A 21,624-nucleotide genomic window follows, 5' to 3' on the forward strand; every position below is an offset into this window, starting at 1 on the left:
AAATATTGTATTGAAGGTTGATTTTATCTGGATAAGATTATACCTCAGATAATGGCTGATTTAATAAAGATTATGATAATGGCTTAATAATCAAATGCTAAGGTTTAATTCAGGAAGTGTCAACAGAAAATTTCTCAGATGATTTTCAAAATAGATTGAGTATCCCGGCGCTGCAACTATTGCATCTATCGGTTAAAAGCAGGGTGCAGGTTATTTTTCGTGCAGATGGTTTCCTGTAAATTTGTTCATAAGCAGTCATTCGCTAAATTTACATCTGTTAACAACCTCGTATGATGTCAGACAAGTTTTAGCTTAATTCCCTCAAAGGCCCGCCTGGCAGGGCGCCTGGTGCAGGGGTTGTCTAAAAACAAAGAACTTAATGTTAAATTAAAACAAGATGGAACCAGGCAGGAAAAGTGTTATAAAAGAGAAACGCTCCTTGCGGAGCGCCGGGCCGGGGATGCTATCACCGGTGATGTTATGCGTGCGGATTTACATAATAATAACCTGATATTTTAATGGTTATTACAGAGGGTCGGGCAAAGCCGATGATTATATCGATATGTACGACTTGAAAAATTTAAGCGGAACAAACATGAAACCAAGAGATTTGTTGCTCTATAACACGGCAGATAAAAAAGTAAACGTATCGGTCTATTTTCAAAATGGCACTTTTTGGCTCACCCAAAAAGCTATGGCAGAATTATTTGGAGTAAATGTACCTGCTGTAAACAAACACCTGAAGAACATATTTGAAACGGGTGAGCTCGAACAGGCTTCAGTTATTTCCAAAATGGAAACAACTGCAGCAGACGGGAAAAGATACACTACAAATTTCTATCGCCTGGAAGTCATATTGGCTGTTGGTTACCGCGTAAATTCAACACAAGCTGCCGATTTTCGCCGATGGGCAACCCAAACCCTGAACGAGTTTATTATTAAAGGTTTTGTAATTGACGATGAACGCCTGAAGCAAGGTAAAAACTTCGGACAGGATTATTTTGATGAACTCCTCGAACGAATCCGCGAAATCAGGGCAAGTGAGCGCAGATTCTACCAGAAAATTACCGATTTGTATGCCCTGAGTACTGATTACGACCGCGAAAGTCAGCAAACAAAAGATTTTTTTTCTGCGGTACAAAACAAACTCCATTGGGCCATCACCGGAAAAACTGCGGCAGAAATCATATATACCGCAGCCGATGCCACTAAACTTTACATGGGTTTAAAAACATGGAAAGCTGCCCCTGATGGAAAAATTCTGAAAAGCGATACTACAGTAGCAAAAAATTATATAGCGCATCAGCATTTAACAGAGTTAAACCGGATTGTCTCTGCCTATTTGGATTTGGCAGAAAACAATGCTCAACGAGGAATTGCTTTTAGTATGCAGGAATGGGCAAAATTCCTCGATAGCTTTTTAGAACTCTCAAACTACCCGATTTTGAAGGATAAAGGAAAAATTTCGATGCTTGAAGCAAAGTTAAAAGCCGTTAGCGAATATGAAAAATTCAGGGTAATTCAGGACCAAACCTATGAGAGCGACTTCGACAGGGAAATAAAAGACCTGAAACCATGATATACTGGCTGGTGTAAGCAACTGAACAGGGTAATAACTCAAAAAAGTATGCAGCTTAAATTCCATTCCGGGGACAGACTTGTTTCATTGGCAACTCTTTTATTCAATTCAGCGCGCATATAAGTCTGAATAAAAACCATTGGCTAAATTTACATTTGTTAACGAATACATATTATGTCAGATAATTTTCAGCTCAATTGCCTCAAAGGCCGCCTGGCGGAACACCTGGTGCAGGATTTGTTTGCGCAGAATGGCTACAATGTTTTCAACTATGGTCTGGAGAGGACCCATCCTTTCCTGAGCAGGGAGCTGCGGAATAACTACCATACCACCAGCAAGGCACTTCGCTTTATGCCCGATTTTGTAGTGCAAAGCTCACTCACCGGCGACTTGTTTTATATGGAAGTGAAATACAGATCAAACGGCTGCTTCGGGTTTGAAGATAAATTCAAGGACTTCCCTTACAAAAACGCCTGGTTTGTGATTGTGTCCCCGGAGAAGATACAGTGCATGCATTACAAGCGGCTGGCGGCAGGGTTCAGCATTACTGCCGATACCAACTACCGTCTCGGCAGGGTGCGTTCATTTCACCTGAGTAAGGAATCCATAGCGGAATACGAGGGTTATGCAAGGCAGGTGTTTGCGGGATTCAGAAGTGAATAAATAAACTTTGTACAAACGCACAGCTGAAATACGAAAAGAATGAGCAGTGCAAAAAGGTAAAAATAAGAAACGCCCCTTGCGGAGCGTCGGACCGGGGATGCTATCCCTGGCGATGTTATAAGTGCAAATATACAAAATACAAACCACATTGCAAGAATAAATGGACAAAAATGAACGCATCATCGTCTATATTGATGGATTTAACCTCTATTTCGGCATGAAGCAAGCGGGCTTTGATAATTTTAAATGGTTAAACATCAGGGATTTGTCCGAAAGTTTGTTAAAGCTAGGGAAGGAAATAGTTGGAATAAAGTACTTTACAAGCCGGGTAAGTAATAATCCTGACAAGCAAAAACGGCAATCGACCTATATTGAAGCATTGGAAACCGTTGGCATTAAAATTTATTACGGGCACTATCAGCGTGATGCAATAGAATGCCGGCGATGCAATAATGTCTGGGCTAATTACAACGAAAAGATGACCGATGTTAATATTGCAACTCAAATGCTGGTGGATGCTTATCAGGATAATTATGATATGGCTATGTTGATATCAGGCGATAGTGATCTGGTTCCGCCGATTAAAGCAATCCATGACCTTTTTAAACAAAAACGGGTGTTTGTAGCTTTCCCGCCAAAGAGATATAATAATTCTGTCGCATTGGTAGCAAAAGGGTCTATGACAATTGGCAGAAAGAAACTAATGGATCATCAGTTCCCTCCGGAGGTGATTAAACCCGATGGATTTGTACTCGTTAAACCTGTTGATTGGAATTATTAAATATTGAAGCCAATGGCCGAACCCAAATTCAAAGATCACAGTTGTCCGGCACAAGTAAAAAAAACGCGTTTTAATTATAGTTATAGGTTCATGATTGTATGAACTTTGATTTCTCCTATTCTCCTGCAGTTTTGTGGTTTTCGGCCAACCAATTCAATATCTCCTGAAACAAGCTGATCGTTGTGGTGTAAAGTATCTCTATCTGCTTCTTAATAACAACCTTAATCCGGTTGTCCGGAATATAAAGGCCATTCTTGAGCACCAATTGAATGTAAATATACCCGAATACTTCTGATTAAGGTAGCAGATTTACATCTGAAAGTATGATTTGCCTGGATCTATGCTCTGGCTGAGAATGCCCCGTCATACCTGATAATCCTGGCATTGCACCGGACACCTCCTGTTATGAGCTTCATCTGGCAAAAACACAAAACAGCAAAATTATCAAGAGATCTTTTGTTTTGTACTTTTTTACAGATCAGTCAGCGCTATAATGATTGGTTACCCTGGGAAAAATTTATCCATTAATTAATGAAATCAGCTGTCCGAAAACCGGGGTACCGGAAGAATGTTTACTTTTATCCGTGTAGTATTAAGTTTGGCGACTCAACACTACTTAAAGGGTTGGTTAGTTTTAATAAAACTTTCTGACTCTTCCTTTTTATCGGACAACAGTGAACCTGAATTATATGTCAAACCGCAGAACTGAATTAAAGGAACAGCTAAGTGCGCTGCCTAAAAACGTATTGGTTGGTATAATAGTTAAATTAGCGGCCAAAAAGGCAAATTACGACTTTCTGCTTGCCAATTATCTTGATAAGGACAGTGGTGAAAAAGACTTGTATGAAGAAGCCAGGCGTGATCTGGATAGCCTGTTCATCAAAAGATACAAGGGTTTCTCCGAAGAACTTCAACTTGCCAATATGCTGAGCGCCTGTGTTAAAAGGATTAATGAATTTACAGCAGTTTCAAAAAATAGGAAGCTTGAGGCCGACTTGTTGCTTTATGTTCTGGAAGTCCCTTTCTCGCTTCCAACCATAATGTTTGGAACCTGTTTTACTCAATACGACTATAGAGTCGGTTTGCTGGTCAGGAGGTTGATCAACCTTGTCGTTAAAAAACTGCACCCGGATTACCTGATTGAATATAAGGACAAACTGAACGGGTATCTTACCATCTTGCACCGCACATCTGAATTTCATGACTTTATTTATAAATTACCCCAAAAGATCGATTGAAACGGACCTCTCAAAGCCTGACAAAAAACAGCGCGCTGCATCCTTCGCACGGATTTCTGAATACATCGCCGTATAACTTTCCAACGCGGCTAATGATAAATTTTCAGATAATTGAGTACAAGATACTCCCTGACATTCATAATTTTAATCCCGAATTCAAATAACCCCCCAAACCTGTAACAAACGATGAATATACCTCTTCAGGAATTCGAACAATACATTGATGAAACCATTTTAAATCGCGGTTATAAGTATTTTAAGAAGGGTCTTGTTGCCGAGCCCGAACTAATGGCACATGGGGAATACGAAGCAATTGTGGAGGGTACTGAAGATTATACGGTTCGCATCAGAATTGAAAATGATACAATCACTGAGCATAGTTGCACCTGTCCTTACGATATGGGACCTGTGTGTAAACATGTGGCAGCGGTTATATTTGAACTTCAGCAAAATGAGTTAAGCCTTGTAAAGAAAGCAAAGAAGAGCAGTACAACGGCTAAAACTGTGGCAAAAAGGAAAACCATTGCCGAACAGGTAGATGAGATCCTCGAACACCTGACGTCTGACGATATGAAAGAAATCCTTCGGGGACAATGTGACCGTGACAGGAAATTCCGTCAGTTGTTTCTGGCTGGTTATGCCCACCTGGTGATGCCGGAGACAAAGGCATTGTATGTAAAACAGGTGAAAGCCATACTTAAATCATCGAGCGACAGGCATGGTTTTATTGATTATTCCGGTGCGCGTGCGGTGGGAATTGCCATTGATGAGTACATTCAAACGGCCGGAAAACATCTTGAAAAAGCCAACTACAAATCTGCCATGCTCATTGCCTTTGCCGTAATGGAAGAGATGACAGGGGCACTTCAGTATGCCGACGATAGCAATGGAGATGTTGGAGGGAGCATTTATTCCGCGATTGAGATCCTGTATTCGGTTGCAAATGCGCAGGTTTCAGAAAAGTTGCGCGTTGAGTTGCTGAACTATTGCTTGACAGCGTACTCAAAAGGCTTGTATAAAGGATGGGACTGGCATTTTACAATGCTTGACCTTGCCTCCAAACTGGTTAACAACACTTCCGAAGCAAAGCAGATTCACCAACTGTTAGACTCTATAAAATCATCAGGCAAAAGCTGGGATTGGGATTATACAAATGCCCAGCAGATCAGGGCTTTACTAATCAGAAGAACCGAAGGGGAAGAGAAAGCAACACAGTATCTCGAGCAAAATTTATCAAATGCAGAGTTCAGGAAGGAAATAATCGAAAAGGCAATTTCAGCAAAAGACTACAGAAAAGCCATGGCCCTGGCTGAAGAAGGGATAAAACTTAACAGTAAAGAAAGTCCGGGCCTGCTCGACTATTGGTGTGATTATTTACTGCAGATTGCACAGCTTCAAAACGACAGGGTGAATATCCTGAAATATGCGCGTATTCAGCTTATTTCTGCTAACCGCGATAAAAAACCCTATTTTGACATTCTTAAAAAACATATTGAACCCCACCAATGGGAGGCAACACTGAAGATGATTATTCAGGATATTCTCTCTAAAAACAGGTGGAATGGCAAACCATTGGTAGCAATGATCTACATCTGGGAGGAAAATTGGAATGAGCTTCTGCAGATTGTTAAAAGTGACATAAGTCTCAATACCCTTGATACTTATGAGAAATATCTTGTCAAGGATTTTTCTGATGAGATTTCGGACATGTATCAGAAGGCTGTTTTAGAATATTTAGAAAAGAATGTTAGCAGGGATCATTATCAGATAGCTTGTCGCTACATTCGTAGAATGATAAAAATGGGTGCACGTGAAAAGGCAGATTATGTGGTTCAGATGCTAAGGAAATTATATCCTCAGCGAAGGGCACTCATGGAAGAGTTGAAAAAGGTTTGAAATCGGAAATGTTAGCGTAACAATGAATAGCGACACAATACAAATGGTTTGGGAAAACTTGCCATTTTCTGAGCAGGGAGCTACGGAACAACTACCATACCACCAGTAAAGCCCTGCGGTTTATGCCTGATTTTGTGGTGCAGAGCGCACAAACCGGAGATCTCTTTTACCTTGAAGTGTAGTTCAGGGTAATAAACAGTCACACAGAACTCACCGGGGTTTCACTGTGAAGATTAGTTAACTCATTGTACCTCTGTGAAACAAATAATTACACAGAGCACACAGAGGTTTCGCGGAGCATCACAGAGAAGATTTAAATCTCTGTGGCCCCTTTAATTAAAAACATTCGTGATTACGCTACGGATTACAAGGTTCATTCTTTAACTCCTGCACATCTAATAATGAATTACCAGGTAGGACTGCAGAAGAGGTAACAATTTATGACAACTATTGTATTAATCAGTTGTTTATATCATTACCTTTGTTGATCAAACGGCCGGTACACCGGCCATTTAGAATTTGTTAATTTTTATGGGTGAAAAGCTGAAGCTTGCCGGGAATTGGTCTTCCGGCAGGAATAAAATAACGGTCAATCTTTCTGTTATTCTTTTTAAGGAAGAGGGAACAGTGATAGTATTTTGTCCCGCACTGGATATATATGGCTACGGAATGAATGAGGAGGAAGCGAAAAACTCATTTGATACCGCTTTAGACGAGTATTTCAGATATACCATCAATAAAAATACCTTACATGACGATTTGACAAGCAGAGGATGGAAGGTGCATGGTTCAAAAACCAAAAAGAGCCGGCTGGATCCACCCACCATGTCAGAATTACTTAATTCAAATGCAGACTTCGGTGATATTTTTAATACACACGAGTTTCAAAAATTAAACCGTATGGTAGAAATACCCTGCTGATGTCCAATCCGCTTAAAAATATACCGCTAAAGACTTTCAGACAATTTTTAACTCATCAGGGATTAAAGTGCATCCGGCATTCCGGCGGCCATGAGATCTGGTCACGTCATGATTTAACAAGACCGGTTCCGCTTCAATCACATATTGATCCGGTGCCTGAGTTTATTGTAAAAACCATTCTGAAAACCATAAAAGCCTCAAAAGAAGACTATATTGATTTCCTAGAGAATGGTTGATTTAAAAGCAGTTTTGATTGCTATCGGGGGTTAGCACGATAACTTATCGCGGATGATCTTTTCCGGCAAACTCTTCGAAATGGTCACTTAATTATCATTCCGAACCATTATTGTAAGGTAAATTTTTAGAAGGAGTTATGAGATTACCTTCGGTGAGCTCTCCTGATAGTATCGGGATCGGTTCTTCACTTCACTACGTTACGTTCAGAATGACAATACATTAACGATAATCAAAGGGGGCTTGGTAGCGGCCATGCCGCCACCAAGCCCCCTCCCCATCAAACCCATGTAAGTCAAAGTCATTCTGAGCGTAAGCGAAGAATCTCATAAATTAACCGGACAGCAATGATTCCGAACAAATAATACCTGAATGTGCCGATTATAAAGAAACATTTTTTTACCCGGTAACTGCAAAACAATTTATATTTTTGCCCTACAATCATCAAGACGCCCTACATGGGCCCCAACCGAGCGGGAACGCCGCGGTGGTAAAGCGATGAGGGCATTCAGGCCAAAACAGTTCCGTTATTCCCCTGAAATTCTCTTCTTCTTGATGGTTTAAGGCGCTGTTTATTAACCTGAAACCATTATTATCATGAACTACCTTTTTACCTCAGAATCGGTTTCCGAAGGTCATCCCGACAAAGTCGCCGACCAGATTTCCGATGCCATACTCGATGCTTATCTTTTGCACGATCCGGATGCAAAAGTCGCTTGTGAATGCCTGATTACCACCAACCACCTGGTGATCGCCGGCGAGGCGAAGGCAAACCATGCGGAACAGGTCAATCCGGTTGAGATCGCGAAGAAGGTGATCCGTGATATCGGATACGATTCTATTCAAACCGGATTTGACTATAAACTTGCTGATTACACCCTGCTGCTTCATGAGCAGAGTCCTGAGATCAACGAGAGCGTGAGCACGGGCGGTGCCGGCGACCAGGGGCTGATGTTCGGTTATGCCTGCAACGAAACCCCTGAACTGATGCCCATGCCGCTGATGCTGGCCCACAAGCTGATGCGCGGTCTGGCGGATTTGCGCAAAAGCGGGAAGATCTCCTGGCTGCTGCCAGACGCGAAGTCGCAGGTTTCGGTCAGGTACGAAAACGGCAGACCGGTGGGTGTGGAAAAAGTGGTGATCTCAACCCAGCACCGGGAAGGCATTGGGCAGAAACAGATCGCAGAAACGCTGATGGAAGCGCTGATTCTGCCGGTAACCAGGGCTTATTTCCCCGGTGCACACCCTGAATGTTTTGTCAATCCGTCGGGCAGCTTTACCATTGGCGGCCCGCATGGCGACACCGGCCTTACCGGGAGAAAGATCATCGTGGATACCTACGGTGGAAGCTGTCCGCACGGTGGCGGCGCTTTCAGCGGAAAAGACCCGAGCAAGGTTGACCGCTCCGCCGCCTATGCGGCCCGCTATGTTGCCAGACACATTGTCGCGGCAGGCATTGCTGACCGCTGCACCCTGCAGGTTTCCTATGCCATCGGCAAAGAGGATCCTACCTCTTTGTATGTGGACCTGCATGATACCGGCAAAGTGGATGAGGCAAAGTTGTTGGCCGCTATCCGCGAATTGTTCGACCTCAGGCCCAACGGCATTATCCGCATGCTTGACCTTAAGCGCCCCATCTACCTGCCCACTGCGGCATACGGTCATTTCGGCAAGACAAACCTGCCCTGGGAAATAAACGATCCCCGGATTATACAGCAGCTTCGGTCGTTGCTGTAGAATGTTAACAGAATGCAGCTATGAAGTTGCACCCAGCCCCGCCCTGCAGCAATCAGGTACATCGCCCCTGGAATGTACCCTTCGACTCCCCTTCGACTCCGCTCAGGGTAAACGTTCAGGGTACACGCTCAGGGTACGTACAGGTCGTTGAGCGGAGCCGAAACGACCTGCTGTAGGAAACAACCTATTGCAATGCCTGCACCTCCTAAGCCGAGTTTCTGCCCGCGTTGATGTTCCCGTAAAGTGAGCGGGTTACCAGTTTTTCATAGGCTTCCCTGTATTCTTCGCTTCCGCTGATTTTTTGCAGGGCATATTGCTGAATCACCAGCAACGGCAAGGCAATCTGCTCGCGCATTTTGATGGATTCCCTTGAAACCGGCTCTTCTTCCATCAGTTCTTTTGAATCGGAGATCAACAGCAGCATTTTTACCGACAATACGTATTCATCATTTAAAATCTGCCAGATGTCTTTAAACTCCGCTTCTTCGCGCATATAGGAAGTCAGGTTGAAGTTGGTTTTCGACAGTGACATCATGCTATTCTGCACCAGGGCCTTAAAGAACGGCACTTCGCGGTACAATCGTTTGAGCGCATCCAGCTTTCCGTCATCCACCAGGCGTTGAATGGCTGTGCCGGTGCCGAAATAACCGGGCACGTTCTGTTTCAGCTGGCTCCATGATCCCACAAATGAAATCGCCCTCAGGTCGGTGAATTCCAGTTTTTTAGTCGCGTTCCGTTTTCCGGGGCGGCTGCCAATATTGGTTTTATCATAAAACCGCAGGGTGCTTTTTTGCTCGAGATAAGGGATAAATTTATCGTGTGCTTTCAGGGCACTGTATTTTTCAAAACTGAGTTGCGCGAGTTCTTCCATCAGTTGCCTGAATTCAGCACTTATCGTGTGTACTTTCCCCGAAATGCTGTTGGCCAGACCGGCAGTCAGCAGCTGTTCACAGTTGTGGATAAATTTTTCATGAGTAGCGTAGGTGCTGGTGATGGTCTGTCCCTGTATGGTCAGCTGAATTTCATGATTTGCGATTTTATCACTTTGTGCCGCGTAAAAACGATGCGTTTTACCGCCGCCGCGGGCCGGAGGACCTCCTCGGCCATCAAAAAAGATGGCTTTAATATTATGCTGATCGCAGACCGAAGTCAGGGTTTCCTTGGTTTTGAAAATGGACCAGTTGGCCATAAGGTAGCCGCCATCTTTCGTTCCATCGGAAAAACCAAGCATAATGGTTTGCTTTTCACCCCTTTGGGCGATGTGATCGCGGTAAGCCGGTATGCTGAATAATTTCTGCATGGTGGCTTCGGCGCTTTTCATGCCTTCCATGGTCTCGAAGAGCGGCACAATATCAAAGGTAAGCCGTTGCCCGCTCCATCCGCACCACCTGAAAAGCCCGTAAACAAACAGAACGCTCAGCTCATCCACGGCATTGCTGATGATGTACCGGTTACACCCTTCTTCGCCATTTTTCTCCTGTATCCTTTTCAGCCGGGAAATATTCCGGATGGTATCCTGAATCAAAGGGTCATCAAAATCAGCTGCATCCGCATGAATATCGCCCGAAAGCAGCAATTCAACCAACTGACCGCGTTGCAGTTCGTCCGGATCGGAAGAAATAATCCCGGCTTTTGCCAGGATGGCTGCCACCGTTTTTCGGTGAATGCTGTTGTCCTGCCGGATATCGAGGGCCGCAAAATGGGTTTTGAAGATCATTACTTTATCAATCAGGTAATCAAGTTCTTTGAGATATAAGGAGTGATACCGGGTAATCAGCTGTTCTTTAACGTCAAGCAAAGGATGAATGATTTCCTCAAGGGTAAGGTTCTCATCCGGGTTAAACATGGCATTGTAAAGTTTATCACGCAATACATTAAGTGGATCTTCTACATCCTTAAAGGTTAACTTCAGCTGAAGGTCTTTCAGATCCTGATAATAGCACTTGAACAGGCTCATGCGCAGTTCGTCGGCAACCTGTTGCGTGATTTCTGCAGTAACAAAGGGATTACCATCCCTGTCGCCCCCGGGCCAGAAACCAAGCTGAACAATGTTGTGGTTCTGAAACTCACGGCTGCCGGCGTGTTCCTTAATATATCCGTAAAGTTCCCCAACGGCGTTGTAATAAACGTTTCGCAAAAAGTAAATGATGTTTTTGGCTTCATCCAGCGGTGTGGGCTTTTTTGAATTGATAAGGGAGGTCAGGCCGAGTTGCTGCAGGGTCATGTCAATTTCATCAATCCGGTTTGCCATAATCAATGACCTCAGCGTACCGATGATGTCGAGTACCGGGGGAGAATAAAACTGCGTGGGATGCGCGGTAAGCACGATGCGCGCGCTGAAGCCGGACAACTTTTCAAGAATCCTGTCCCAGCTTTTGCGGTTATCCACCATGTTGAAGAAATCTTTAATCAGCAGGTAGTTGCCCAGGCTTTTAAGTTCCATAAAAGCAGCATCTTCCACACTGTCGTACAAAACAACCTGACGTTCAACGTATTGTATAATGCGGAACATCAGATCAATTTTTTCGGGCTCGTTTTCGATGCCTGTAAAATTGTTAAAGAAGGATTCAAGAATCTCCCGGGGGTGCTTGCCAGACTCAAGCCCTTCGCGGCATGATTGGTACAAAACCGGTATAAGGATGCCTATATTGCTGTCCTGCCGGTAAGGCAGGTTGAGAAAAATCCCGTTGTAAATATTGAATTTGTTCTTTACCTGCTTTTCAAATACCTGTAAGCGTTTTGACTGGTACATGTTTGGTTGGTGTTAATTCGGTAATTCTGGAAAAGGTTGTTCCCCTCCTGAATATACATAACAAAAATCAAAGCAATAAGTGCGATTGACCGGGATTAATCAATGGGAAATCCCTGTTCTGAAAATACACGTTTTCATAGGCATATTAAGGCCCGATCGGCACCTGTCCATTACCAGGTGCATCGCACCGTGACATTATCAGGTGCAGCGCACCGCAATATTTTATCGGTTATTGTTATAGCTGATGCTCACATCAATAAACGACCTGGGTATCCACATGTTTTTCCAGTCCTTGCAGCCCTGAACCTCCGATTTTCCGTAGTCAATATAATCGAATGACACTTCGCGGCCCGAGGGATAGAATTTTATGCGGTGTTTGATTTTGACAATGCTTTTTTCAAATTCAGGATCGGGGCGCAGGTTGTCGCAATCCCATCCGTCGCGGTGAAACCGGATGCCATAATCGCTTGTGCCGATCTCGTCGACGGGAATATTGCGCAATTCCACGTCAATCCATTGCTCTCTTGATTTACCGCCACCCTGCTTGTACCAGGTCAGGTGCATGTGTGACTTCAGCCAGCTGAGCCGCTGATTGCTGTATGCGCCTTCAACCCAACCGTCCTGATGCCGGCCCTCAAACAGTTTTCCGCTGAAATTGCCGCCTTTCGAAATCTTAAAGCCGGGGAAGCTGCCGCCGGTACCAGGACTTTCAATCGCCCTGAAGTCGCTTTTGCTAAACTGCTGATCATCCATATCGTGGCCATTGGTATAGTGCATGTAGGCATGGATAACGAAGTCAAGCTCATAATCCTGTGCTACCACCGGTTCGCGTTTCGGGGGTGGGGCAAACATTTTCTTTTGTTCTGATTTTACTGTCACGCCCCCGAATTCAATCTCCGCATGAATCCAGGCATTGTCCACCGGGGTGATTTTACCCGAAAACCGGCCATTGCGGGCTTCTAACCTTCCGGCCACATCGAGTGTGGCTGTTTTGATTTCCACAGGTCCGTTGTAACTGATGGCTTTGGTGTATTCCTGATCGGTTTTATGGATAATTTCACCGGTGATGTTTCCGTCATCGGTGAGTGAAGTGATTTTCACACTCAGCCCGGGAATAAAAAGCCGGATGGCATGGAGCCCGGCTTCCCTGATGGCGGGGACCAGCGCGGAAGCCTGCGATTTAACGCAAGCCTCGTCGAGGTATGGATAGGTTTTTGAAACGGGGTATTTGTTGAAAAACCAGGTATCGGTGCATAGCAGCACTTCCCGGTTTCCCACCTGACGCCGGTAGTAATTTCCTGAATAATTGGAAGCGCTCAGCTTTGGAGAGTTGTACACATATTCAGGGTGCGTGATGGGTTTCACCACATTGCCTTTCCAGTCGGTGCCCGAGATGGTTTCGGTGGTAAAAAAGTTTTCGTTGGTAAAGGTTGCCAGTGTGTGCGCCACATCCCTTATGGTGTTTGACTTTTCGAATTTCAGCGCCAGGTCAGGGTCGGCTTTCCCCGCCTGAAATTCATCCAGTCCGCCATCATTGCCGGTCTGGAATTTGGCCATCATTTCTTCGTAGGTATCGGGGTTTCCGAAGTACGACATCATGCGGAACGGGATAGAAGGGTGGGCATCGTTGCGCACATGCGAAGGGCATCCGTTGTCGGCAATCATGTGCAGGGTTTCTCCCAGCGACCGCCATGCTTTGGCCATCAGGGCGTTGCGCTTTTCCTGATTTTTTTCTTCCAGGGCTCCTTTTATAAAAACCTTGCCGTTCTCCCAGGTATAGTTATGCTCCAGCGCTCCGAAATTACCCGCCTTGCCGATTGCCCATGTAACACCATCGGTATTGGGATTGGTGAACTTTTTCTGAATCCAGTTCATCAGTTTGCTGTTTACATCGTCGGTGAGGTGCCGGGCACCATCGGGCCGGGTAGGATCGTAAAAATGGCGGAAACTGGCCGGCACTTCGGGCACATCGGCTGAGTATCCGCCATGCGCAATCCATTCGAGGGGTGTTTTTTCTCCTGTCTCTTCGCTGAAGGTGGTTTCGCCGTACAGCCAGTTGGCCATATCCTCATGGAAACGGTCAACCTCGGAAGGATTGAACAGCCCGGGTTTACTGATATAGTTTCCCTTCAGTTTTACCTTGTCCAGTTTAAATTCATACAGTTTGAATTTCTTTATCGAAAAGCCGCCCTTGTTGTTCTTTTCGAGAAAAGCCTTTACCATAAATTTATTGAGGGTGGGATGGTTTTTCTGATTACCATACCCGACAAACAAGGCCCACAATGCCAGCAGGGTAACGATCAGTGCGGCTGGGGCAAATATCTTGATATTCTTCATAATTACGGGTTTTCAGAATCTTACCAGTTTCCATTGGCCGTCATCGCTCAGGGCGAATTCGGCCGTGTATTTTTGCCCGTCATCACCGGTAAACTCATACAATGAGTAAATGGGTGTGGATATTTTGAGTTTCCTGTTTTTGAACGCTTTGGAATATTCACTCATGTAAGGTTTGATTTCTCTGAAAGCGTCCTTGTAGATTTCCTGACTGTGGGGTGTAAGCATTTGTTTCAGCAGGATGGTATCGCCCCGGGCAAAGGCCTCTTGTACCGTTTCAGCAGCCTGTTGCGGATCGCCCGTTTCTGCCGCGATTTCCGTGATGGCTTCTTCGGGAATTGAATCGTCAACCGAAACAATTCCCGGGATATCGGTACCCGTCAGCCCGCCCTCATCCTGGCCGGGGATGGGGGGATCATCGCCCAGAAAATACAGGGCGGTTAACCCGGCAACGGCCAGCAACACGATCAGCAGCAAGGTTTTCCGGAAACATCCGCCTTTCTTTTTGCGCTTTACCGGAGGAGCAGCCGGCGGGGCATTACAGGCAGGGGGTGCAGGGGGAATGGTGTTTTGTGGGTATCCGGCTGTCGGCGCTGCCGGCGGGGGAGGGGCGGACGCGGGGCCGTTCTCGGTGCTGCCGATGGAAGCGCCGCAATGGACGCAGAACTTTTCGTTTCCGGAAACCGGCTTTTGGCAGACCGGGCAGGCGCCTGAACCAGGTGCACTGAGTTGGGTGCCGCATTTACTGCAGAACTTTGAACCTGTCTTTAACGTGTTGCCGCACTTGCTGCAGAATGGCATATCTGTATGGTGTTGATCTTACTGAACCTGTTGACTTACCGGGAGCAATTTATAAAAAATACTCAGATTTTTCAGAAAATAATATGATAATATCCGGAAAACCGGCAGAGGGGATTTTCATTATTTGATGTACCTGAGTGTATTCAAAATTGTTAATTCCTTGACCTGCTTCCGTTCAACCTTAAACTCAATTTTTTTTTAAATCCTGTAGTTTCTGAAGATGCTCAATTCTGGTTTATTACCCCCGGCTTGAGCCGGGGGTAATAAGTTGCATACAAACACAGGGGCTTCAGCCCAAACGGCGGCGAAAGTTTATTCGTTGCCCGGCAAAAGTAAAAGCCGGCTAGCCCGGAAATTCTCCTGGTCAGGCTTCTCCCGGCTTTTCTGCTAAAGCCTGTTGGTTCGGGGCTCTGCTTTTTCCCCGGGCTTCAGCCCGGAGTAAAGCAAACAAAATTATCTTACTATTTATCTGAATTCTGACGTCTGAATCCGGACTTCGGGTCAATCAACACAAGCATTAGGAGATTCAATTAATCACTAACGGGATTTTGTTTTTTTCTTTTTCAAACACATTAAATAACGAATTCCCCGGCAAAGGAAATCCAGCAAAGAATTTTTCCTTAACCACCATTTTATGCCATCAATGGATCAGATCCAACAGGTACATACAGCCCCTCCGGAGCAAGTGGTGCAACTTTCCGGTATATCAAACGATCAGTTACCCCACGTTCCGAATAATTTCTGTCGTTTTCCGGATTTCGAAGGGAAAAATCAGCAATCGCGTTGCTGCTTTCGGGAAAATCTCTTATTATTGTTATGCGTTTACCTGATAATCTTTGAATGGAAATGCTGTTTAAAACACATTTCAAACTGTTTTTAACCACCCGGAGCTGCCCGGCAACCCCGGCTGTTCCGGCATTCAGGCCCTGTATTGACCTGAAGGTGCTAATAGACAAATAATTATGTGACCATGCCCATAGCACTTGAATTCCTGAATTTTATCATACCTATCGAAAAAATCGGGTCTCATTATCCCGGTGGATTTTCAGCATTTAAAACCCATTACACCCACCTGATCGGTGGGCGGGGGTGGTTCGACAATTACCTTGTCAGGGACGGGGCCGTGAACCCCATGGATATGGAGTTGCTGGTCGGAGAGTGGGAAAGTTATGGTTTGAAGGGCGCCACGGAAGAAAACGGGGAGATGGTGTGGATGGATTTCTGTGTGACTGATACCTTCGGCAGCCCCACGCTGCGCTGTAACTGGCTGATTGTTGAGAACCAATCGGCACGGCACACCGCTGATGCTTCTGAGCTGTTGGTTCACCGTGACAATGTTGCAGATATGTTTCAGCCGGAATAGCAACAGGTCCTTCCTGTAAATTTCCGGAGGGCTAAAACGGATTGGGCTCAACAGAAACGATCAGGCGGAGCCCTCAGCATAATTATCAGGTCAATGGTGACAAATCTTTTCTGCCCGGGTCTTTGCAGGCAGTTAAAATAACCGGCAGCAGTCAGTTATAATGAAAGCCATCGCCGTTCATTATTTTTGTTTTGAATGCGTGGGGTAATTCTTGAGGTTTTCCGGTTGAATTATTATGTTTGTGAAACGAAATGAAATCTTTGCGGAACAGATCTGGTTCAAGGGAAGATATTGATTGTGAGTATTGTAAAAGGTCTGTTTCCGCATGGGTGGCTAACCTACGGGTACGCAGGCATTAAACAATATTATTAATAATCCACATTAGGAAACAGGAGATGGAAGAAGCATATAACTTTCATGGGTACAGAATAACAGAAGATTCACAATTTGTATTCCGGCTTCGCGGGATTGGTGCTGAGTTAGCCGGCGAACTCGAAAAAGCAGCCATGGAGTGTCAGGATGAGAGGAACAGGCTTATTCTATCCCGCCTTAACCGGCTGGTAGAAGAACATCCTGAAATACCGATGTTTAAAAACTACCTTTCGATCGCTTATCATGTCAGGGGAGAACACCGGAAGGCTGCTGAAATCAACAAACAGCTTTTCAGGGAACATCCCGATTATCTCTTTGCACGCATTAACCAGGCAAATTATCTGATCGAAAATGATGAAACGGAAAAGGTACCCGGAGTGCTGGGAGAAACGCTTGAACTCAAATCCCTTTATCCTGAGCGGGAGGTTTTTCACCATGCCGAGTTAAAGAGTTTTTTGAATGTGGTTATCCGGTATCATGCTGCTTTAGGTGACCTTGAGCCTGCTGAAGAAAAGCTTGATTTGCTGAAGGAGCTTGCTCCCGATGATTATGTTACAGAGCAGGCAGAGACTTTCCTTTACGGACTCAGGTTAAATAAGGCATTTCTTCGTATACAGGAGCAGCAAAAGTTAAAAATAGAGCCTGAAATCACGAAGAAAATTCCTCATTTGGAGAATCAGGCCCCGCCTGTTTTTAAGCATGACGAAATAAATAATCTCTACCAGTTTGGAATACGGATACCCGGCGAAAAACTGGATGAAATACTTGCATTGCCGCGCTTGTCGCTTATTTCCGATCTGGAGGCAGTGTTGCAGGATGCGGTTGACCGTTATGGTTTCTTTCATGAACTGGATTATAATGAGGAAACCCAGAGTTTTGCCCTGCACGCGCTTTTTTTGCTTGGTGAATTGAAAGCAACAGAGAGTTTACCCCGGATACTGGATTTTATTGACGCAGACGGGTATTTTCTTGATTTCTGGCTGGACGATCATAAAACCGAAACACTATGGCAAGTGATATATTTACTTGGTTTGAACAATATCAGTGCTTTACAGCAATTTCTGGTCAAGCCGGGCGTGTACACCTACAGCAAAATGATCGTTGCGGATGCGTTGAGTCAGATCACGCTGAGCCATCCGGAAATGCGCGACGAAATGCTCCGTGTTTTTACAGCTGTCTTTGAAACATTTGCGGAGGCTTCCATTGAAGATAACCTTGTGGATACGGAGTTTATGGGTCTGGCCATTTGCAATGTAATTGACTGCTGCTTGATAGAATTGCTTCCCCTTATTGAAACGCTTTTTGAACGGAAATATGTCGCAGAAGGTATTTGTGGAGACTTTCAGGATGTGCAGCAAGCTTTTGATGATCCTAACAGGATTAACGTCAGAAACATTCTGCCTGTCAAGGAATTATATCAGCACATCCTCAGCACCTGGAGTGGTTATACTGACAAAGTAAAGCAATATACAAATGATTTCGCGGAACCCGCTCAGCCTGCCGTTAAGGTGAAAATCGGCCGTAATGACCCCTGCCCCTGCGGAAGCGGAAAGAAGTACAAGAAATGCTGCATGGAGTAGTTACTTTACAGATACTCATAACCTGAAAATGACTTTTGCCGACCGGATCATCGCAATGAACAAGTCTCTGGATTTTAAGGGAAAACTTCCCGAAGGAATCAGCGTGATGAACCCCTTCGGCGGGAACAGTGAATCCCTGGCTGTTTCCTCTTTATTCTACAAAACATTTTACAACGACAACCGGAAACGACGCCTGATCCTTGGGATAAATCCGGGCAGGTTTGGGGCAGGGGTAACGGGTATTCCTTTCACCGATACAAAACGGCTTAAAAATGAGTGCGGCTTATCTTATTCCGGTAATGAAACCCATGAGCCTTCCTCTGTATTTGTTTATGACGTGATTGCCGGTTATGGCGGGGTATATAAATTTTACGCGGATTTTTACATCAATTCGGTTTGTCCGCTCGGATTTACCATCCGTGACTGGAAAGGCAGGGAGAAAAACTATAATTATTACGATAGCAGGGAGTTAACGGAAGCGGTTTACGAATTCATCGTTGATAATATCAGAAAGCAGATCACAACCGGCATAGAAACTGACAGGTGTTTTTGTTTCGGAACAGGTAAAAATGAGCAGTTTCTCCGGGAGCTGAATGAAGAATATGGATTTTTCGGCAACATCATTGCCCTTGAGCACCCCAGGTATATCATGCAATACAAGGCAAAACGGAAACAGTATTACATCGAAAAGTATTTAAACGCATTTGGCCTGACCGGCTAAGCGATGAAAATTCTTTATCATAGGCCAGGGCAAATCCCGGATCATAAAATTGTTAAAACCCGCCTTAAAAACAACCAAGCAATGCAAATGTCGCTTAATAAATTTGAACAGATTTGTGTTTAAATTGGGGTAATAAATGCATGGATTTATGCGTAAGACCTATAAAAAGCCTGCACCGGCCCCCAAATATATCAGTCCGGCTCGGCTGCCCCCCGAAGGATTTGAGACACCATTCGAGCGTTCACTTAACCCGGAAAACCGATGGGTGTTGTTGGCTTGATTGATTCCATGGGATGGGGCATACAATACTTCTCTGGATATTATGTTTGCAGAGAAAGGCTCCATTTGACTCATCAATTTTGACAAGCTTTCACAAGAGGCTGGGCATGGATCAGGTAAATATCATTAGGTGCAACGCACCGCAACATCATCAGGTGCAGCGCACCGCGACATTCTGGCCGTTACAATCGGTTTGCGAAAGAGCCATAAAGCGGTTTGCGGGAAATAAATATCCTGAAAACCGGCCATGCCACCCTGATTTGGCATTCTCCCATTCAGTTTGTATTTTTACGGTAACAAAACCCGGATTATGAAAAGAACTGTGATTTTTGTGTGCGCGGCGATGCTGCTGGCCGTATCCGCCTGTAAACAAAGGCAAAGTAATCAGGCAGCAGATCTTGAAAGGAAGGCAGACAGCCTGATAACCCTGGCAAATAACTTTTTTAAACCTTTACCGGCTGAGGCCCTGAATCCTGAGAATCCGCTTACCCCGGAGAAGGTAGCCCTGGGCAAGGCGCTCTATTACGACAACCGCCTTTCGCTGAACCAGACGCAAAGTTGCAACACCTGTCACGACCTGAAGACCTTTGGGGTGGACAACCTGCCCACCAGTCCCGGCGACAACGGCATGCCGGGCACCCGCAACTCCCCCACGGTGCTGAATGCCGCCCTGCATTTTCTGCAGTTCTGGGATGGCCGTAACAAGGATGTGGAAGAACAGGCCGGAGGTCCCGTGATGAACCCCGCCGAAATGAATATGCCCAGCGAGGCCGTGGTGATGGACCGCCTTGCCGCTGACGGCAGATATGTTGAGATGTTTGCCGCCGCTTTCCCTGAAGAGAAGAATCCCGTCACCTTCACCAATATGCGCAATGCCATCGGTGCCTTCGAAAGGACCCTGCTGACCCCGGCGCGTTTCGACAAGTTTCTGGCGGGCGACCGGCAGGCGCTTACGGAAGCGGAACTGAACGGGCTGGGCGCTTTTATCGGGACAGGATGTACCGCCTGCCACAACGGTGCTTTGCTGGGCGGCAATATGTTCCAGAAGTATCCGCTTTTTGGCACACACAAGGAATACACCGGCAGCGATGTGGACGATACCGGCAGGATGCAGGTAACCAAAAACGAAGCCGACCGCGACCTGTATAAAGTCCCTTCCATGCGCAACATCGCCGAAACCTGGCCTTACCTGCACGACGGCAGTGTGAAGGAGCTGGATAAAACCATTGACATCATGGCCAGGGCCGAACTCAACAAAACCCTCACCCCTCAGCAGATCATCGATATTGAGGCTTTTCTGAAGACCCTTACCGGTAAAGTGCCGGCGGAAGCATTGAATTAGAAAATAATTGACAATTCTGCTGTCGGGTGAAGAATGGATAGTCCGGATTTGTTTCGGGTTAACCCTGTATAGTCAATAGTTCAGCTTAACGGGGTTCTGTAAAGATAAATCCGGTTATACTGTTGCTAATCTGAAGGCGCTGTTTCCACCGGGTCCGTCTTCAATTACTTCGTTTCCGTAAAGGTGATGGCCCCCCTGAAGGCGGTGATTTCGCGGCAAAGGTTAAACCCTTCAAAACAATAACTGTTGGCTCCCGTTTGGTTGCGGACTATCCTGATGGTTTCCCCGGGTTTGATTTCTTTGATAAAATTGGCCGAAACGGCTTGCGGGTATTTGTCCCTGTGAAATTCATGGCCGAAGGTGTCCATCATCCAGTCGAAATAACGGGTGGTGGTGACATGCCGGTTGATGTCAAGGTCGAAATACGAAACCTTTATTTCCGCAACCGTTTCGCCATGCACGGGGCCCAGTTTCTCCGGCCTGTGCATCAGTCCGTGCCGGTCTTTCAGCCTGAAGAACATTGATGGGTCTTCCAGTTCGATCAGTTTGCCGCGTTTCGTTTCCATATCCACCGTCAGCCAGCCCGAGGTAGCCCGTGCAAGAACGTGTTCATGGCTGTCGCGCGCGATAAAGTCACGGATATACAGCAACTTGTCGATGTCCTTTGGCCACGTCTCCATCACCCCGGTCTGCGTCCATCTTAACGGGTGGGCGATCTCAACCGAAATACGGCTGAGCACCCAGAAGAGCTTTTGCGGCATGAAATCACGGTAACCGAATCCAAGCCGGTCGGCCGACTGAATGGATGACTGTATCAGCAGGTTGATAAGTGCGCTCAGTTTTGCCCGGCCATACATATCGGTTTCGGCCGATGTAACGGTAAAAGGCATGGAAAGGATCAGGTCGCCGGCTTCTGAAGGATGGTGTTGGTTCGGCATAATGCAGCGGATTCGGTGGATTCAGGGAGAAACCAAAGCCCGGCCTTTATGGGGACCGGACTTTGATTTTTCAGCGATTTGGGTTTATTCATC

17 protein-coding genes and 1 riboswitch are annotated in these 21,624 nt (G+C 45.7%); of the genes, 13 read left to right on the forward strand and 4 right to left on the reverse strand.

What is annotated here, in order from left to right; genetic code table 11:
- The first annotated feature begins 595 nt into the window (after window positions 1–595).
- The 9 genes from TBC1_RS00505 to TBC1_RS17905 all read left to right on the forward strand — a co-directional run bounded on the left by TBC1_RS00505 (window position 596) and on the right by TBC1_RS17905 (window position 9,225).
- On the forward strand, window positions 596–1,579 hold the full coding sequence (locus TBC1_RS00505; protein WP_062036973.1) for a virulence RhuM family protein: 984 nt from the start codon (window positions 596–598) through the stop codon (window positions 1,577–1,579).
- Between the two features lie 174 nt (window positions 1,580–1,753).
- Window positions 1,754–2,242: a hypothetical protein gene (locus TBC1_RS00510; protein WP_062036976.1), complete on the forward strand. Its 489-nt coding sequence runs from the start codon at window positions 1,754–1,756 to the stop codon at window positions 2,240–2,242.
- Between the two features lie 160 nt (window positions 2,243–2,402).
- Window positions 2,403–3,023, forward strand: a complete 621-nt coding sequence (locus TBC1_RS00515; protein ID WP_062036979.1) for an NYN domain-containing protein — start codon at window positions 2,403–2,405, stop codon at window positions 3,021–3,023.
- Window positions 3,024–3,712: 689 nt separating this feature from the next.
- The gene (locus TBC1_RS00520) at window positions 3,713–4,261 is read left to right on the forward strand and encodes a hypothetical protein (protein WP_137305326.1); all 549 of its coding nucleotides are present in this window, start codon (window positions 3,713–3,715) and stop codon (window positions 4,259–4,261) included.
- 186 nt (window positions 4,262–4,447) lie between these two features.
- Window positions 4,448–6,157, forward strand: a complete 1,710-nt coding sequence (locus tag TBC1_RS00525) for an SWIM zinc finger family protein (RefSeq protein ID WP_062036984.1) — start codon at window positions 4,448–4,450, stop codon at window positions 6,155–6,157.
- Between the two features lie 531 nt (window positions 6,158–6,688).
- Window positions 6,689–7,078, forward strand: coding sequence for a hypothetical protein (locus TBC1_RS00530; RefSeq protein WP_062036987.1), 390 nt, complete (start codon window positions 6,689–6,691; stop codon window positions 7,076–7,078).
- Window positions 7,078–7,314, forward strand: coding sequence for a type II toxin-antitoxin system HicA family toxin (locus tag TBC1_RS00535; protein WP_236695621.1), 237 nt, complete (start codon window positions 7,078–7,080; stop codon window positions 7,312–7,314). The genes TBC1_RS00530 and TBC1_RS00535 overlap by 1 nt, the downstream gene beginning before the upstream one ends.
- A 434-nt stretch (window positions 7,315–7,748) precedes the next feature.
- A riboswitch (SAM-I-IV-variant riboswitch) is annotated at window positions 7,749–7,843 on the forward strand.
- Window positions 7,844–7,909: 66 nt separating this feature from the next.
- Window positions 7,910–9,049, forward strand: a complete 1,140-nt coding sequence (gene metK / locus TBC1_RS00540) for a methionine adenosyltransferase (RefSeq protein WP_062036993.1) — start codon at window positions 7,910–7,912, stop codon at window positions 9,047–9,049.
- Between the two features lie 20 nt (window positions 9,050–9,069).
- Entirely contained in the window at window positions 9,070–9,225 is a 156-nt protein-coding gene (locus tag TBC1_RS17905) for a hypothetical protein (RefSeq protein ID WP_154669505.1), read from the forward strand.
- Between the two features lie 29 nt (window positions 9,226–9,254).
- Here TBC1_RS17905 and TBC1_RS00545 read toward each other — a convergent pair whose 3' ends face one another.
- From TBC1_RS00545 to TBC1_RS17365, 3 genes are all read right to left on the reverse strand, one after another.
- A complete protein-coding gene (locus tag TBC1_RS00545) occupies window positions 9,255–11,801 on the reverse strand; it encodes a phosphoenolpyruvate carboxylase (protein WP_062036996.1) in 2,547 nt (848 codons plus the stop codon).
- 222 nt (window positions 11,802–12,023) lie between these two features.
- Complete coding sequence (locus TBC1_RS00550) at window positions 12,024–14,138, reverse strand: hypothetical protein (RefSeq protein ID WP_062036998.1); 2,115 nt, start codon at window positions 14,136–14,138, stop codon at window positions 12,024–12,026.
- A gap of 12 nt (window positions 14,139–14,150) precedes the next feature.
- Window positions 14,151–14,936 (reverse strand): zinc ribbon domain-containing protein, encoded by a 786-nt coding sequence (locus TBC1_RS17365; RefSeq protein ID WP_082189421.1) that lies wholly within the window; start codon window positions 14,934–14,936, stop codon window positions 14,151–14,153.
- Between the two features lie 970 nt (window positions 14,937–15,906).
- On the opposite strand from TBC1_RS17365, the gene TBC1_RS00570 reads away from it, so the two are divergent.
- From TBC1_RS00570 to TBC1_RS00585, 4 genes are all read left to right on the forward strand, one after another.
- Window positions 15,907–16,299 (forward strand): hypothetical protein, encoded by a 393-nt coding sequence (locus tag TBC1_RS00570; protein WP_062037016.1) that lies wholly within the window; start codon window positions 15,907–15,909, stop codon window positions 16,297–16,299.
- 395 nt (window positions 16,300–16,694) lie between these two features.
- On the forward strand, window positions 16,695–18,251 hold the full coding sequence (locus TBC1_RS18060; RefSeq protein WP_062037019.1) for a DUF1186 domain-containing protein: 1,557 nt from the start codon (window positions 16,695–16,697) through the stop codon (window positions 18,249–18,251).
- Complete coding sequence (locus tag TBC1_RS00580; RefSeq protein WP_236695622.1) at window positions 18,196–18,972, forward strand: uracil-DNA glycosylase family protein; 777 nt, start codon at window positions 18,196–18,198, stop codon at window positions 18,970–18,972. The genes TBC1_RS18060 and TBC1_RS00580 overlap by 56 nt, the downstream gene beginning before the upstream one ends.
- A 589-nt stretch (window positions 18,973–19,561) precedes the next feature.
- On the forward strand, window positions 19,562–20,593 hold the full coding sequence (locus tag TBC1_RS00585; RefSeq protein ID WP_062042604.1) for a cytochrome-c peroxidase: 1,032 nt from the start codon (window positions 19,562–19,564) through the stop codon (window positions 20,591–20,593).
- 164 nt (window positions 20,594–20,757) lie between these two features.
- Here TBC1_RS00585 and TBC1_RS00590 read toward each other — a convergent pair whose 3' ends face one another.
- Window positions 20,758–21,531, reverse strand: coding sequence for an acyl-[acyl-carrier-protein] thioesterase (locus TBC1_RS00590; protein WP_062037022.1), 774 nt, complete (start codon window positions 21,529–21,531; stop codon window positions 20,758–20,760).
- Window positions 21,532–21,624: the final 93 nt, after the last annotated feature.

Source organism: Lentimicrobium saccharophilum (assembly GCF_001192835.1).
Taxonomy (GTDB): Bacteria; Bacteroidota; Bacteroidia; order Bacteroidales; family Lentimicrobiaceae; genus Lentimicrobium; species Lentimicrobium saccharophilum.

Coding starts and splice junctions, on each gene's coding strand:
- TBC1_RS00550 (WP_062036998.1), bottom strand. CDS start 14,138: ATGAAGAATATCAAGATATTTGCCCCAGCCGCACTGATCGTTACCCTG.
- TBC1_RS00580 (WP_236695622.1), top strand. CDS start 18,196: ATGACCCCTGCCCCTGCGGAAGCGGAAAGAAGTACAAGAAATGCTGCA.
- TBC1_RS18060 (WP_062037019.1), top strand. CDS start 16,695: ATGGAAGAAGCATATAACTTTCATGGGTACAGAATAACAGAAGATTCA.
- TBC1_RS00535 (WP_236695621.1), top strand. CDS start 7,078: ATGTCCAATCCGCTTAAAAATATACCGCTAAAGACTTTCAGACAATTT.
- TBC1_RS00545 (WP_062036996.1), bottom strand. CDS start 11,801: ATGTACCAGTCAAAACGCTTACAGGTATTTGAAAAGCAGGTAAAGAAC.
- TBC1_RS00515 (WP_062036979.1), top strand. CDS start 2,403: ATGGACAAAAATGAACGCATCATCGTCTATATTGATGGATTTAACCTC.
- TBC1_RS00505 (WP_062036973.1), top strand. CDS start 596: ATGAAACCAAGAGATTTGTTGCTCTATAACACGGCAGATAAAAAAGTA.
- TBC1_RS00520 (WP_137305326.1), top strand. CDS start 3,713: ATGTCAAACCGCAGAACTGAATTAAAGGAACAGCTAAGTGCGCTGCCT.
- TBC1_RS00570 (WP_062037016.1), top strand. CDS start 15,907: ATGCCCATAGCACTTGAATTCCTGAATTTTATCATACCTATCGAAAAA.
- TBC1_RS00590 (WP_062037022.1), bottom strand. CDS start 21,531: ATGCCGAACCAACACCATCCTTCAGAAGCCGGCGACCTGATCCTTTCC.
- TBC1_RS00585 (WP_062042604.1), top strand. CDS start 19,562: ATGAAAAGAACTGTGATTTTTGTGTGCGCGGCGATGCTGCTGGCCGTA.
- TBC1_RS00510 (WP_062036976.1), top strand. CDS start 1,754: ATGTCAGATAATTTTCAGCTCAATTGCCTCAAAGGCCGCCTGGCGGAA.
- TBC1_RS00530 (WP_062036987.1), top strand. CDS start 6,689: ATGGGTGAAAAGCTGAAGCTTGCCGGGAATTGGTCTTCCGGCAGGAAT.
- TBC1_RS17905 (WP_154669505.1), top strand. CDS start 9,070: ATGAAGTTGCACCCAGCCCCGCCCTGCAGCAATCAGGTACATCGCCCC.
- TBC1_RS17365 (WP_082189421.1), bottom strand. CDS start 14,936: ATGCCATTCTGCAGCAAGTGCGGCAACACGTTAAAGACAGGTTCAAAG.
- TBC1_RS00525 (WP_062036984.1), top strand. CDS start 4,448: ATGAATATACCTCTTCAGGAATTCGAACAATACATTGATGAAACCATT.
- metK (WP_062036993.1), top strand. CDS start 7,910: ATGAACTACCTTTTTACCTCAGAATCGGTTTCCGAAGGTCATCCCGAC.